Annotated in this window: 8 protein-coding genes and 1 pseudogene; 7 read left to right on the forward strand and 2 right to left on the reverse strand. The window is 41.9% G+C overall.

What is annotated here, in order from left to right; all coding sequences use genetic code 11:
• Nucleotides 1-358: 358 nt before the first annotated feature.
• Nucleotides 359-1,861, reverse strand: a complete 1,503-nt coding sequence (locus MMY95_RS12920; protein WP_087509635.1) for a DUF6056 family protein — start codon at nt 1,859-1,861, stop codon at nt 359-361.
• Nucleotides 1,862-2,185: 324 nt separating this feature from the next.
• Here MMY95_RS12920 and tagD point away from each other — a divergent pair, with 324 nt between their 5' ends.
• The 3 genes from tagD to MMY95_RS12935 all read left to right on the forward strand — a co-directional run bounded on the left by tagD (nt 2,186) and on the right by MMY95_RS12935 (nt 7,227).
• Complete coding sequence (gene tagD, locus MMY95_RS12925; protein ID WP_087509638.1) at nt 2,186-2,590, forward strand: glycerol-3-phosphate cytidylyltransferase; 405 nt, start codon at nt 2,186-2,188, stop codon at nt 2,588-2,590.
• 26 nt (nt 2,591-2,616) lie between these two features.
• Entirely contained in the window at nt 2,617-3,822 is a 1,206-nt protein-coding gene (locus MMY95_RS12930) for a CDP-glycerol glycerophosphotransferase family protein (RefSeq protein ID WP_087509641.1), read from the forward strand.
• 129 nt (nt 3,823-3,951) lie between these two features.
• On the forward strand, nt 3,952-7,227 hold the full coding sequence (locus MMY95_RS12935) for a CDP-glycerol glycerophosphotransferase family protein (RefSeq protein WP_104795498.1): 3,276 nt from the start codon (nt 3,952-3,954) through the stop codon (nt 7,225-7,227).
• Between the two features lie 301 nt (nt 7,228-7,528).
• Here the strand turns inward: MMY95_RS12935 and MMY95_RS12940 are convergent, their stop codons facing one another.
• Nucleotides 7,529-8,527: an IS30 family transposase gene (locus tag MMY95_RS12940; protein WP_202861232.1), complete on the reverse strand. Its 999-nt coding sequence runs from the start codon at nt 8,525-8,527 to the stop codon at nt 7,529-7,531.
• Between the two features lie 179 nt (nt 8,528-8,706).
• Here MMY95_RS12940 and treR point away from each other — a divergent pair, with 179 nt between their 5' ends.
• The 4 genes and pseudogenes from treR to MMY95_RS12965 all read left to right on the forward strand — a co-directional run bounded on the left by treR (nt 8,707) and on the right by MMY95_RS12965 (nt 15,289).
• Nucleotides 8,707-9,426, forward strand: a complete 720-nt coding sequence (gene treR, locus MMY95_RS12945) for a trehalose operon repressor (protein ID WP_087509413.1) — start codon at nt 8,707-8,709, stop codon at nt 9,424-9,426.
• 24 nt (nt 9,427-9,450) lie between these two features.
• On the forward strand, nt 9,451-11,094 hold the full coding sequence (treC, locus tag MMY95_RS12950; protein ID WP_087509416.1) for an alpha,alpha-phosphotrehalase: 1,644 nt from the start codon (nt 9,451-9,453) through the stop codon (nt 11,092-11,094).
• A 16-nt stretch (nt 11,095-11,110) separates the two neighbouring features.
• Entirely contained in the window at nt 11,111-13,108 is a 1,998-nt protein-coding gene (locus tag MMY95_RS12955) for a PTS glucose transporter subunit IIABC (protein ID WP_104795501.1), read from the forward strand.
• Between the two features lie 209 nt (nt 13,109-13,317).
• Nucleotides 13,318-15,289 (forward strand): annotated as a pseudogene (locus MMY95_RS12965) (glucose PTS transporter subunit IIA).
• Nucleotides 15,290-15,295 lie beyond the last annotated feature (6 nt).

The raw sequence follows: 15,295 nt of genomic DNA on the forward strand, positions 1-15,295 counted from the left end.
TGATTCATGTTATAATAATCTTGCATATTAGGAATGTCCTTTCGAGGATAATTTCGTAGAGTATCGGGTGCGACCGATGCTCTTTTTTTGTTTTCTATTATATCAAAAACAGGTCTGGAAAAATCCGAAGATTTTTCCAGACCTGCTTTGTTTCTAGAGACTTATGTCACAGCCTCTTATAAACGTGTTACACTGGCCGCATACTAAATATATTCTTGGCATGGTTTCGGGAGGTTCGCAAAGTTCTTTGATTGCATTAAAAACATAATCTTATAATTGAAATGCTGTGTTACTAGCATATCTTAGCGTGAGCTAGAGATAGATCGATGCTAGTTCTCATATATGATTACGATAACCCTTATTTGATATTATGCCATTTTGCATACGGTACAAAAGTCAGTTTTTGCGCTGCGCTGATTTTCATTCGGCGTTTATACATTGTATATTGAAAACGAGTCTTTGCAGGAGAACTGTCCCAAACAAATTGTTCGAACGGAAGTCTGCGAACTAAGATTTTAGACGCACGTTGATTAAGTTGTATCTGAATCGCATTTTTGCGAGTGTGATTTACGTATCCATTCATGCCCATGGTTACTGTCATCAATACCATGGCAAAAATGCCAAACAATTTAAAAACATTAGGGATGGCAATCTTATCCGAACTATCAATAATAATAGTGTTTATAATATCTATGGTTGCTAGAATCATGAAAGATATGGTATTAAACGCACATCGTGGTCCGTACGGTGTGATTACGATGAATGGTGCAGATAGCAATAATGCGGAAATGATATAGAACCATAGGCGTAAACTTAAATTGTCCTCACGAATAAAGTTTGTTACGGCAATGACTAGAGAAATAATGTATAAAACACTTGCAAGAGCTAAATACTGATTTATTGCTCTGATATCAAAGTTTCCTATTGGAAACAGGTTGCGAATAAATGCCGCAAAAACTGAATAACTTAGTAAATAGAAGCTTACAATACTCTTTAAAAGGGTATTTCCATGGTTGCTACGATATATTAAAACAATAATCCCAATGCTTAAAGTTAATAACAGCAAACCGTTTTGTTGGAAAATAAATTTGGCCATTTGATTGGTATACATTGTAAGGCCTTGGTCAATTAGGCCATTCTGTGCAGTGTGACGTAAAGTGTCGTGACCTGTAAAAATTCGAATATATGATGGATTCAAAAACATTGTCAGGGAACCAATGATTAAACCTATGAAGTACGACCAGTTTAAATGTGATTTGAAGCCTTGTTTTCGCAAATAGACGAGAGACCCAGCAGACAAACATAGTAGATAAATAGTGACATGTTCGATGATCAGAGCTGATATTAAGCCCCAAATGAACATACCGATAAATATTAACCACTTTGTCTTCATTGAAGTTGTTGGTTTAACCCTAGTAATCCAGTAATAGTAGCTAAAAATTATAAACGTGCCAAATACATAGTTAATGAAGCCAGCGAACCATCCAAATGATTGTGCATATACTGTCGTTGATATAGTTAGGAAAAAACCAGTTGCAGCTAGATAATGCCAGGAACGTGTTTTAGTGGGTCCAGCTATTATTTTTGCGGTGAAAATAATTAGAAGCATATTAATGATGGCGTACAGTGGCACTCTTATGAGTGCATAGCGCGAAATGAGTACTTCTAAAGTATTGCTAACAACTCGTCCGTTGTATCCAACATATCCGGTAGATAGCCGATGTAACCCAATACTAGACCCCCAGGTCCAGTCATCGCCTGTTAAAGGAGTTATGAACCCTAGTATAATAAAAAATATAAATATACATAAGATAGTGAGCGTATTAGTCTTTGTTCCCGATACTCGTTCTTGCCTTACCACAATTATATCTCTCCCTTTTAAAATGCTATATAAAATTAACTGCTAATTGTTCAGACTAAATCATACAGTATTTGTACAAAAAATAACAGGAAACGTTGGGCTAGGATATTGAAAATTAGTTGCCCAGTACATGTCGACCATACCCATATGATAAGCTGCGTCGGTATCTGAGTTAGGATATTTTCTTCTGGGCATTGGAGGCTCATCATTAAGAATTGTATAATGATGGGTGCGGTTGGTGTTTTCATGATATAATAAGCATGTTTATATTTTGAACTACAATATTTAATTTTGATGAGGGCATCTCAGAAAGGGTTATTTCTTATGAAACGCGTTATTACGTACGGAACTTTTGATTTATTGCATTATGGGCATATCGAACTACTCAAACGAGCAAAGTCACTCGGGGACTATTTGATTGTTGCATTGTCAACGGATGAATTTAACTGGAGTAGCAAACAAAAAAAGGCCTATTTTTCATATGAAAAACGTAAGGCCCTGTTGGAAGCAATTCGCTATGTTGATTTAGTTATTCCAGAAAAATCATGGGATCAAAAGGTAAGCGATGTCAAACTGTATCAAATCGACCGGTTCGTGATGGGCGATGATTGGACGGGAAAGTTTGATTTTGTGGGTGAAGAAACTAGTGCTGAAGTCATCTATTTACCACGTACCCCTGAAATTTCGACCACTAAGATTAAAAAAGATTTGAATTTCAATCAAAAATAAATCACTATAATAGGAAATTTAGTAAAATGGTATTAAAGAGGATTATTAGTCAAATTTATCGTCGGTTGTTTAACCTTGTTGCAACCGTCTTTCCAGTTCGACAACACGTTGTATTATTCGAGGCGTTTAATGGAAAAATTCCATCAGATAATCCATTATATGTTTATCAAGCGTTAAGAACTGTTCATCCGGAATGGAAATTGGTATGGGGAGTTAAGCGGGACCTTGTTGAAGGTGCTAAGCAGAAGTATCCTGAGATGATAATTGTGCCGCGCTTCTCAATTAAGTGGCTAAAGGTCGCACCAGTTGCAGAGTTCTGGATATTGAATGCACGAATGCCTTATTGGCTTAAGAAAAATAGACGAACAACGTATGTTCAGACTTGGCATGGAACGCCGTTAAAACGATTGGGTATTGATATTCATAATGTGTCAATGCCGGGAACGAACACGAACGATTATCGACATAATTTCGCGACGGAAAGCAAACGCTGGGATTATCTGATTGCACCAAACGAGTTTTCTAAGAAAATTTTCAGCAGGGCGTTTGTTTTTAACAATCAATTCCTAGACTATGGTTATCCACGTAATGATCGCTTGGTGCACCAAGCTAATGATTACAAAGTTATTGCGAAAATTAAAGAGAAAATTGTCGGAAACAAAAAAGGAAGAATTATTCTGTATGCTCCAACTTGGCGAGATGATTTTTTTGTGCGGCAGGGAACATATAAGATGACGCTTCCATTTAGCTTGGCTAATTTTGTGAACTTACTCGGTGAAGATGATGTGTTGATTATTAGGCCTCACTATTTAGTCGCAGCATCAATTAATATCAAAGGGTTTGAAAAGAAAGTGCGAATATGCGTAGATGAAGACATTAACGATTTATATCTAATTAGTGATTTATTGATTACAGATTATTCATCAGTCATGTTTGACTATGCAATATTAAATCGACCAATGCTATTTTATCCGTATGACTTAGCACATTATCAAGACGAAATCCGCGGCTTTTACTTTGACTACAATAAGGTACCCGGTCCGGTAGTAACTGATGAGGCCTCTTTTTATGAACAAATTAAAGTATTTTTGAATAAAGGACTATTTTCTGGGTATTTAGAAAGGCTAGGTGACTTCCGAAAAAAATTTACAACCTGGGAACGTGGTACGTCTAGTGAACGAGTTGTAAAACTTATCGAGAATATTAGTTGTAATAAAAAAGGCCGTGACTAGTATTTTACAAGTGTTGGGCTTTTTTGTTTTATAGCTAATCAATTTGATGAGTTATTGGGTGATAATAGTAGCAAGATTTATTGAAACTGGTCGTTATCTACCCTTTTTCAATGTTTGGAGGAAAAATTTTTGGAAAAATTAGCAGTGACAATCAACGCAGCCCAGCTAATAATTGATGCAACACAGAATAAGAATTTTAATGATTTAGAGTTGTTACTGACGAATCACGAGCAAGAATACTTTTTTAAAAAAGAAGTTATAAATACGGATGAGATGGCAAAACATTATCGATTCACACTTGATTTAAAGTGGGTACTACAAGCACTGACTGGCTTGCATTTAGAAGATAATGATTTAACTAAGCTTGTTATTATGCATCGATATACACGTATTAATGAAGACAATGGCGAGACTATTGAGTATGATAGGCCAGTAAAGTTACCCATACGTCGAGAATGGCAATTAAATGGAATAGAACGTATCAATAGTCAGGATAATGCACACTATTTACAGCCGTACATTACTAAAAAGAATACAGTGGCTTTTTTATTCGATCGGGAGATCAATTTGCGACACTATATGAATTACAAGGTGATCCGTAAGATTAAGGTTCAGGAAGACCGACTCTTACTGGAAGGCTTTTTTGATACCTTGTTTTTTCCATTAAAAGATTGCCATTTACTGATTGTTGAGCGTAGTGGTGAGAAGACTTATAGCCAACAATTTGAATATCACAGTGTAAAGACTAAATACTCGCGAATTTATAGATATGCTTTTAAGTTGGAATTGACGATGGCTGACTTAAGTGGCTATATTAAGCAACTTGATCAATCTAATGAATTAAGCCTAGATCTATTCTTTAGTGGCACCCTAAAGGGTACGGATACACCATTACAATTCCGGGTTGGTAATCCACGGTTTATCACTAACTACACGATGAAAGGTGAAATGGCACTTGATGATCCTGGGAATCAGCAGTGGTTATCGTTGGTCCCATATTTTACAATTAAGGGTTTAAACTTATCGTTTATTTTTAATGCGTACCAACAGGATGCTTATGAATACTTTCGTAAACATCAGCACAATTGGCACGCGGTTGCAAAACAAGCAGCAGATCGAGATATTTGGATTGTTGGGGAACGTTCATATAAGGCACAGGATAATGGATTTCGGTTCTTTAAATATTTACGAGAAGTACACCCAGAAATTGAGGCGTATTACGTTATTCGTAAAGATTCAGTTGAACGTGAGAATGTGGCACCGCTTGGGAATATCATTGATTTTGGGTCAGCTGAACACTTTGAAAAGGTGATTCAGGCAAAGTATATTTGTGGAACGCATCATCCTGATTTCCTATATCCTATTCGCAGTAAAGCTTATGAGAAGCAAATCCATGCGAAGCGCATCTTTTTGCAACATGGTGTTTTTGGTACAAAAAACATTGCACCATTTTATGGTAAGTCCGCTGTTAATGGTTTTTACACTGACCTTTTTATCACCAGCTCACCAAAGGAAAAACAAATTGCAATCGCTGATTTGGGCTATCAGTCAAGTGAAGTGGCCGTTACTGGTTTGTCAAGATTCGACAGTTTGTTTGAACAAGATTTACCGCTTAAGCGTCAATTACTGATCATTCCAACTTGGCGTGATTGGATAACTAATGATGAAATTTTTGAGAAAAGTGAATACTTGGCCCGCTATCGAGAATTGCTGTTTGACCAACGACTTAAAGAGTTTAGTGAACGCTATAATATGGACGTTGTCTTTTGTTTACATCCGAACATGCAGGCGTACGTTGACTATTTTAAGGATGCCCCAGTAAAAATTGTCCACCAGGGTGAGATCGATGTTCAAGTTTTGATAAAGGAAAGTGCGATGATGCTTACGGACTATTCCAGTGTGGCCTTCGACTTCAGCTTTCTACATCGGCCAGTACTCTACTATCAGTTCGACCGCACTCGTTTCATTGGTAAGTACACTTCGCATATTGATCTTGATAATGAGTTGCCAGGGCCGATAGTAGATTCTGTGGATGGTATCTTTGAACAGTTATTTCGGTATGGTGATCATGGTTTTACGATGAGAGAACGTGATGTCCAAAAAGCCGACAAGTTTATTGCCTATCGTGATACTCATTCATGTGATCGGATTTTTAAAGCAATCACGAGCTTGCCAGACAAGACAATGTCAGAGAAAGTGCACAATAATGAGTTTTATTTAAAGTTACAGACTAAGTTTCGACGAACACGTAAGTTGTATTTTCCAACAATGAAGACATTATATTGGTTTTGGTCACATTTTAGTCACGTTAAGAAAAATCGAATTATGTTTGAAAGTAGTGTTGGCAAGCGCTATGAAGATTCTCCACGTGTTATTTATGAGGAAATGGTAAAGGCACATCCTGAATTTGAATATATTTGGGTTTCAAGGAATAATCAGCCGTTACAGGCCAACCCGCGTACTAAAATTGTGCGCCGGTTATCATTTGATTATTATCGCTATTTAGCAACTAGTCGGTACTGGATCAATAATCAAAATTTTCCAACATATTTGACAAAACGTAAGGGAACTGCTTATCTTCAGACGTGGCATGGTACGCCATTGAAAAAAATGCAACATGATCTACAAGTAATCGAAGGGCGTAAACCAGGTTATTTAAAGCGAGTTACTCATGCAAAAAATCAGTGGTCTGCATTGGTGTCTCCATCACCATATGCAACGCGTGCATTTCGGTCGGCTTTCCACTATGATGGCCCTGTCATTGAAAAGGGATATCCGCGAAATGATCTTTTTTATGCGAATGATGCTGAACAAGTACGGCAACGAGTCCGTAAAAGGTTGCAGATTAATCCAAATAAAAAAGTAATCCTGTATGCGCCGACTTTTCGGGATTACGAAAAGTCACATGGTCGTTTCGTACTGGATAATCAGCTGGATTTTGACGAATTTGAACGGCAACTGGGCAACGACTATGTATTGTTGATTAGGGAGCATGTGGTCGTTGCTTCAAAGTTGAAGATACCACAAACGATGCGACATAATATTATTAATGTCTCGAATTATCCGAGTGTTCAAGAATTAATGGTTGCAAGTGATGCCTTGATAACTGATTATTCGTCAATAATGTTTGATTATCTTAACACCAATAAGCCGATTTACTTTTTCTGTTATGATTTGGAGAAGTATCTTGAGCTACGGGGTGTTTACTTTGACTTCACGAAAGAAATTCCAGGGCCGATCGTTAAGGATGCTACTACGCTGTTCAATGAGATTAGTAAAGGTGAGCAATATTGGCAAACATATGGTGATAAATATCAATCATTTAAAGATAAATTCGTCCCTTATGATGGAAAAAATACGGCAGTAGTTGTCTATCAAACATTCCTGAGAATGTTTGAAAAGTAGTAATGTTGTGCTCATAAGCAACTATTGTATTAGTTGACAGTTGTGTCTTAAAGTAACGATAAAACGAATAAAAGTAAGAAAATAAGATTAAAATATCGAGTGTCTCGAAAAATGGGATAGCGATGATTTTGATCTTGTTTTTTTGATTGCAATAATATTTTTTGACTGGTAAAAGAGTTACTAAAAATGTGGGATTATTTACATTATAATTAAAGTTTAGTTATGTATAAAAACGCTGTCTATACTTGATAGGATTTCTCTATATCCTTGTTTTTAATGATTTTATATCAAGGACGAATTGTCAAATCAAGCGCAACTTTGTCCCGAAGAAAACTTCAAATGGACTCTTCCAGCCTAAGAGCTTACGTGGTCGGTGATTTAAATCCCTGACAAACTTGTCGATATCTTGATCAGTCAGTTGGTCTAGGTCGGTTCCTTTGGGGAAATACTCACGGATAAGTCCGTTGGTATTCTCATTGGTTCCCCGTTGCTGAGGCGCATGAGGATCTGGGAAATAGACTGGGATACTTAGCTCTTGACTAACTTCGCGGTATCCTGCGAATTCAGTTCCACGATCCGGCGTAAGCGTCCGAACTCGTTTGGGCGTCACGGTATGCAAGAGGTCAATCATCGCTTGTGTGACGTTCTTGGCGTTTACTTTGGGAACCCGCTGAGATAATAAATACCGAGATTTGCGGTCCACCAAGGTTACCAGGGCCGAACGCCCGGTTTTACCGCGAACGGTATCACTTTCCCAATGACCAAACCAGCTTCGATTCTCACATGAAACAGGTCGTTCATGAACGGAAGGGACGTCGTTAAATCGTCCCCGACGTTCCTTAATGGTTCCCTTGACCTTTCGGGTTTTACCACGGTGACGGAGCTTACGGGCAAAGCCACGAGCCTCGTGATTCTTACGTTTGATGCCTAAATTATCACGTTCAATCCCACGATAAATGGTGTTATAACTGACATGCCATTCACTGTTTTCGTGGACTAAACGACCGGAAATTTGTTCCGGGGACCACTGACGTTGAACAATACAGTGAAGAACAAAATCCCGTAACTTCAAATCAGTTAGAAGCCTAGGACGTCGGCTTTTTAGCCGCCGTCCCTGATAGTTCTCTTGGGCTTTGACGGTCGAGTATGCCTTACGACCACCATTGCGCTTGATTTCGCGCGATACGGTGGCTTTGGAACACCCAATTTTCTCCGCAATAACTTGATAGGTATCGTTTAAAGTGACGCCCAACAGTATGCATTCTCGGTCTTTTAAGGTAAGATGGTTGTACGGACTCATAGCCTAGGATCTCCTTTAGATGATTGTTGTGGTGACTTCATTTTATAGGACTCAGGCTATGAGTTCTTTTTTATTTTTTTCTTACTTGTTGCACTTCAATTGTAAATTCGTCAGCATTGACAACTTGTCTAAACAAGTATATATTCATAAATGAAAACGATAACAAAGGGGTGGTTGCCGTGAATAAAGCGGCCTTAGTTTATCAAGATTTGCTCCAGAAAATTGATGCGGAGGTTTACCCGATCGGGAGTTATTTGCCGAGTGAACATCAACTTTGTGAGCTATATGGGATTTCACGTGAGACTGGGCGCAAAGCATTAGCGACATTGGCTGAGGATGGCTATATTCAAAAAATTCGTGGTAAAGGGTCCATTGTGATTGAGCATCGACAGTATGAATTTCCAGTTTCTGGCATTGTGAGTTATAAAGAGTTAGCCGAAAAGTTACACATTAAGACGCAAAATATTGTTTATGACTATCAACCGGATGCAACGTTACCGGTTGCTGACTTTACGTCACTTGGTACCGAATTGACGGAAGCGCCAGTGACGGCCATCAAACGAGTCCGAGTGATCGATGGCGAACCAGCTATTATTGATAAGGATTATATTTTGAAATCGATCGTTCCGAAAGTTCCCAAGCAAGCGGCGGAAGACTCACTGTACGCGTATTTTGAAAATCAGCTTGGGTTGACGATCGGTTACGCGACGAAGGAAATTACGATGGCGCCGGCAACTGATGAGGACCGCGAACGCCTCGCTATTAGTAAGGGCGCCTATGTGGCAGTTGTTCGAAGCGTGACGAGCCTCACGGATGCGCGAGCGTTCCAGTATACGGAATCACGACACCGGGCGGACCGCTTTAGTTTCCGCGATTTTGCTCGGCGAACTAAGAAATAAGATGTGGCATGAGAGGGATAGCGCATGAAATTATCAGAACAAGTGATTTATCAGATTTATCCGAAGTCGTTTTACGACAGCAATGGCGATGGCGTCGGTGATTTACGAGGTGTTATTGAAAAGATCGACTACCTCAAAAAGTTGAATATTGACATGATTTGGTTTAATCCGTTTTTTGTCTCACCACAAAATGATAACGGTTACGATATTGCAGATTACTACCATATTGACCCCATGTTTGGCACGATGGCTGATTTTGAAGAACTCGTTGCAAAGCTGAAGGCAAATGGTATCGGGGTCATGTTGGATATGGTTCTTAATCATACTTCAACTGAACACGAGTGGTTTCAAAAGGCTTTGGCGGGTGATGAGCAGTATCAGAAGTTTTACTATCTCCGTCCTCCCAAGGCTGATGGTAGTCTACCGACCAATTGGGAATCTAAATTTGGTGGTCCGGCCTGGGCGCCGTTTGGTGATACTGGTTTGTACTATTTACATTTATATGATCCGACTCAGGCCGATTTGGATTGGCATAATCCGGCCGTACGACAAGCGTGTGCCGCCGTTGTCAATTTCTGGCGGCAAAAGGGCGTGCAGGGTTTTCGTTTCGATGTCATCAACGTTACCGGTAAAGCTGAGAAGTTGGTGGACGCACCTAAGGGGGTCCCTAGCAAGACGTTGTATACTGACACCCCCGTTGTTCATGATTATTTAAAGGAATTGAACGCGGCAAGCTTCGGCCAGGATGTAGATAGCGTCACAGTGGGGGAGATGTCTTCAACAACCATTGCGAACAGTGTTGGTTATACTAATCCGGCTAATCACGAACTCTCAATGGTCTTTAATTTCCATCATTTGAAGACGGATTATGTTGATGGACGGAAGTGGTCCCGAATGGCCTTCGACTTCCCACGATTGAAGCAATTATTAGATAGTTGGGCCAGTGGAATGGCAGCTGGTGGTGGCTGGCAGGCTTTGTTTTGGAATAATCATGATCAGCCACGAGCGCTGAATCGCTTTGGTGACGCCGGTCGTTATCGTGTCAAGTCCGCTGAAATGCTGGCGACGGTCATTCACCTCTTGCGTGGAACACCGTTTATCTATATGGGTGAGGAACTCGGCATGACTGATCCGGACTATGACAATATGGCTGATTACGTGGACATTGAGGCATTAAATGCTTATCGGGCTTTAATTCGTAGTGGGTACAGTCATCACGATGCGTTTACGATCGTTAAGACCAAGGCGCGCGATAACTCGCGGACGCCGATGCAATGGGATGATAGTGCCAAGGCTGGTTTCACTACTGGTAAACCGTGGTTGACACCGACTAATCAGGCGACGATTAACGTGGCCCATGAATTGGCTAGTGGCGAGATTTTTGACTATTATCAACGGCTCATTAAGCTAAGAAAAACGATGCCGATCGTCGCGGATGGTGGTTATCAATCGTGGCGCTTAGATGATCCGCAAGTCTTCGGCTATTGGCGGACATATCACCAACAAAAGTTATTAGTGCTTAATAATTTTTATGGTCAGTCAACAACGGTGACACTTCCGGAAGAAATGGTCGGTGCACAGGTGTTACTTTCCAATTATCAAGATGTTAATGTCACAGCACAATTGACGATGCAACCCTATCAAGCGGTTGCGCTGTTGTTAGGTTAAGAATGGAGGAATGGGTATGGCAAAGGCACAAACAGTAACAATTTTGTCGCCGGTCAATGGGGACGTTATTGCGTTAAATAAGGTTAAAGACCCGGTCTTTTCAGCCGGTATGATGGGACTGGGCTTTGGCGTTCAACCTTCAAGTGGAGAAGTTGTTGCACCAGTCAGTGGTCAGGTCACGATGGTGGCTGAGACGAAACACGCGATTGGGTTCACAACGCCTGATGATCATTTGGAAGTATTAGTGCATCTCGGAATCGACACGGTCGACTTAAAGGGTGCCCCGTTCACGGTCAAAGTGGCCGCGGGCGATGATGTTCAGGCGGGGGACGTAATTGCCACCATGGATTTAGCTGCTATTCAAGCCGCTAATCGTCAGACCACAGTGATTTTAGCAGTGACTAACACTAGTGATAAATTAGAATCGTTGGACGTCGTTACGGGGGCAAAAGCTGCCGGTGACGTGACAGCTACGGGCCGTCTGAACGCCAACACATTTAATGCTAAGCGGCAGAATCGATTACCAAAAGCGGGTAAATATGATCAGTTAGCCGCAGACATCGTGGCTAATGTTGGTGGTGCCGGGAATATTAGTAGTTTGATTCACTGCATTACCCGCTTACGTTTTTATTTAAAAGATGAAAGTAAAGCAAATGATGACGTCGTGCGGGACTTAAAAGGGGTCGTCGACGTAGCCAAAGCAGGCGGCCAATATCAGGTCGTGATTGGTCCTGCTGTCACGGATGTCTATGATGCAGTTATCAAGCAAATCGGGCCAGAATTTTCAAATGATTCGGAGACGGCTAAAGCTGTTGCTGAGACTGCCGCAGCAGCTCAGCGGCCAACGACGCCGTGGGGCAAAGTTAAATGGGGTATCAGTAATTTAATTGGTGTTATCACGGGTTCAATGATTCCCGTCATTGGATTATTAGCAGCCTCTGGTATTTTAAAGGGAATTCTTGCGTTACTGAAAACATTCAAGTTAGTTAGCCCGACCGCACCAACGTACGTGATTATTAATGCGATGGGCGACTCGGTCTTTTACTTCCTGCCAATCTTCGTCGGTTTTACGGCTGGTAAAAAGTTAGGGGCAGATCCGGTGATCATGGGAATCATCGGTGGGGTGCTGACTTATCCAGCTATTGTAACGATGGCAAGTGGTAAAGCGACGAGTACGCTTTTAGGAATGGGGATCAACGCGAACTTCTTTGGCTTGCCCGTACACGTTGCCTCGTATACGTATTCAATTTTCCCGATGATTGCGGGGGCCTGGTTAGCAAGTAAGTTGGAACCATGGTTAAAACGAGTGATTCCAACGGTATTACGAATGATTTTTGTGCCATTATTTGAAGTTGTGATTGTTTCCGGTGCGATTCTATTATTCCTTGGTCCAATTATTACTGTGCTTTCAACGGGATTGGCAAATATTATTGTGTGGGTCTACAATTTGAGCCCTGCGATTTCTGGCTTAATCATTGGTGGCTTCTATCAAGTATTGGTGATCTTCGGGTTGCACTGGGCGGTTATTCCGATTGTGGCCAACGATATTGCAACGACGGGTCACAGTTACTTGAACGCGATTGTTTCAGCGACGATGGTTGCCCAGGGGGGCGCAGTATTCGCAATCGCCTTAAAGTCAAAGCTGGCTAACATTCAAGAACTTGCTTGGCCAGCAACGGTTTCAGCCTTCTGTGGTGTTACCGAACCAGCCATGTACGGGATCAACTTGAAATATGGTCGGGCCTTTGTGACTGCCAGTATTGGGGCGGCAGTTGGTGGCTTCTTGACCGGCTTGATGAATGTCAATATGTGGGGCTTTACGGGTTCACTGATTGGCTTCACGTCCTTCGTTAATCCGAAGGGCTTGGACTTTAGTTTTTATGGTTTCTTGATTGCATCCGCAGCCACGATTGTCGTGTCCTTCGCCTTAACTTGGATGTTTGGTTTTAAGGATGAGGATGCAAATGCAGTTAAAGTAGCGCCTAAAAAGCGACACTTAGGTGCAACCGCCTAGTTAATGGCGACGTCAAATAATTAATCAACGTTAGGATAAACAAGTATTTTTCCGATTCGGAAAAATGCTTGTTTTTGATATTTAGTCGCCCTAACGAAGTGATGGAGATTGGTCTAATTGTGATGATAGAATTTTAATGGATCATGATTGGACGTGAGACGGTCGTCTTAAGGATTTTTGAAGGTTAGGTTAAGGGTTTTACATGGGGGATGACGATTATGGGAAAAATCGATGAAGTATCCATTTTAGCACCAGTTACTGGTCAAGTATTGTCATTGGCAACGGTTCCGGATCCTGTTTTTGCGGCGGGAAGGGTAGGGCCGGGATTTGGTGTTCAGCCGACAGCTGGTCACATCTTGGCACCAGTTAGTGGTCGAATCACAGTAGTCGCAACAACCAAACATGCAATTGGCATGGTGACTACGACTGGCCTCGAAGTGTTGGTACATCTGGGTGTCGATACGGTGGCACTCAATGGGGCACCGTTTGAAGTTCACGTGAAGGTCGGTGATGAGGTGACGGCTGGCACACTACTAGTCGACATGGATTTAGCTGCTATCGAGCAGGCCCACAAACCGACCACGGTGATCATTGTCGTGACGAACGCTCAGCGGGTACTCACTGACTTGACGCTAGCCCCAACTGCCACAAGCTGTCGTGGCCGGTGCAGTCGTCGCAACGGCTCACTTGATAACAGTGACAACAACCGCGTCACCGGTAGTGGCAACGGTACCGCAGTCAACGACGCGTTACTCGGCATTAGCCACGGCAATTGTAGCTAATGTGGGCGGGCAACAAAATATTAATAGCGTGATTCATTGCATAACACGGTTGCGATTTTATTTGAAGGATGAAGCACTAGCGCACGATGCGGTTATTGCGAACTTGGACGGCGTCATTGATGTTGCAAAGGCCGGTGGTCAGTATCAAGTTGTGATTGGTCCGGCAGTCAACGATGTTTTTGATGCAGTGATCGCACAACTAGGGCCTGAATTTGCGGACGGAGTGCCAGTACCACCGGTTCAGGAGGCATCAAGTGACGTTAATTGGCTAAGCCACGTGCGTAATGGCATTAGTGGTGTCATTGGTGTTATGACCGCGGCAATGATTCCGGTGATTGGCATTTTGGCAGGTTCAGGGATTTTAAAAGGAATCTTGGCCGCGTTAACGGGCTTCAAAGTCTTGGCGGTCACGAGTGGGACGTATATGGTATTGAACGCGGTAGCTGATGCAACGTTTTACTTTTTACCAGTTGTCCTAGGCTTTACTGCTGCCAAAAAGTTAGGTTCAGATCCAATCGTGCTGGCGATTGTCGGTGCTGTTCTTATCTATCCAAGTCTGATAACGGCAGCTAGTAAGGGAGCCACGGCCCAAATCACGTTCTTAGGTGTTCCGACGCATTTAATGTCGTATTCGGCATCCGTGTTCCCGATGATTGTGGCTGCATGGCTAGGCGTGTACGTTGAGCGGGGGTTAAAACGAGTTGTTCCGCTGTATTTACGGAGCGTCTTTATTCCGATTATCGAAGTCCTGATTTTGGCGATAGTGGTATTAGTGGTGGTCGGTCCCTTAATTACGATTATCAGTAAGGGCTTGGCCAACGGTTTGGTCGCCGTCTATAATTTTAGCCCGGCCTTATCAGGATTGGTTATTGGTGGTTTATACCAGACGATGGTCATTTTCGGGCTCCACTGGGGCATTATTCCCATTGTGATCAATGATATTGCGACGAATGGGCACAGTTATTTGAATGCAATCCTCTCGATTACCATGGTCGCTCAGGGTGGTGCAGTGTTGGCCGTCTTCTTAAAGTCTAAGGATAAGCACCTAAAGGAGATCTCACTGGCAGCTGCAATTTCAGCCTTTTGTGGTGTTACCGAGCCGGCGCTATACGGGGTCAATTTGAAATACAAACGGGTCTTTGTCGTTGCTAGCATTGCGAGTGGTCTAGGTGGCTTACTGACCGGCCTGTTGCGCGTTAATAACTATGCTTTGTCAGGGTCGTTGATCAGTTTCCCCGCGTTTATCACCCCGGGTGTCGGCATCGGGTCAAACTTTTATGGTTATTTGATATCCCATTACGGGACACTAGTGATTGCAACGATGTTAGTTTATGTATTTGGTTTTTCGGATAAGTTGTTAGGTCCTAAGGAAAACTTAAAAGCGACTAATAGTCAGTAACTAAAA

This window comes from Lactiplantibacillus sp. ME-2, from assembly GCF_022549155.1.
GTDB lineage: Bacteria > Bacillota > Bacilli > Lactobacillales > Lactobacillaceae > Lactiplantibacillus > Lactiplantibacillus plantarum.

Coding starts and splice junctions, on each gene's coding strand:
- tagD (WP_087509638.1), top strand. CDS start 2,186: ATGAAACGCGTTATTACGTACGGAACTTTTGATTTATTGCATTATGGG.
- MMY95_RS12930 (WP_087509641.1), top strand. CDS start 2,617: ATGGTATTAAAGAGGATTATTAGTCAAATTTATCGTCGGTTGTTTAAC.
- MMY95_RS12940 (WP_202861232.1), bottom strand. CDS start 8,527: ATGAGTCCGTACAACCATCTTACCTTAAAAGACCGAGAATGCATACTG.
- treC (WP_087509416.1), top strand. CDS start 9,451: ATGAAATTATCAGAACAAGTGATTTATCAGATTTATCCGAAGTCGTTT.
- MMY95_RS12955 (WP_104795501.1), top strand. CDS start 11,111: ATGGCAAAGGCACAAACAGTAACAATTTTGTCGCCGGTCAATGGGGAC.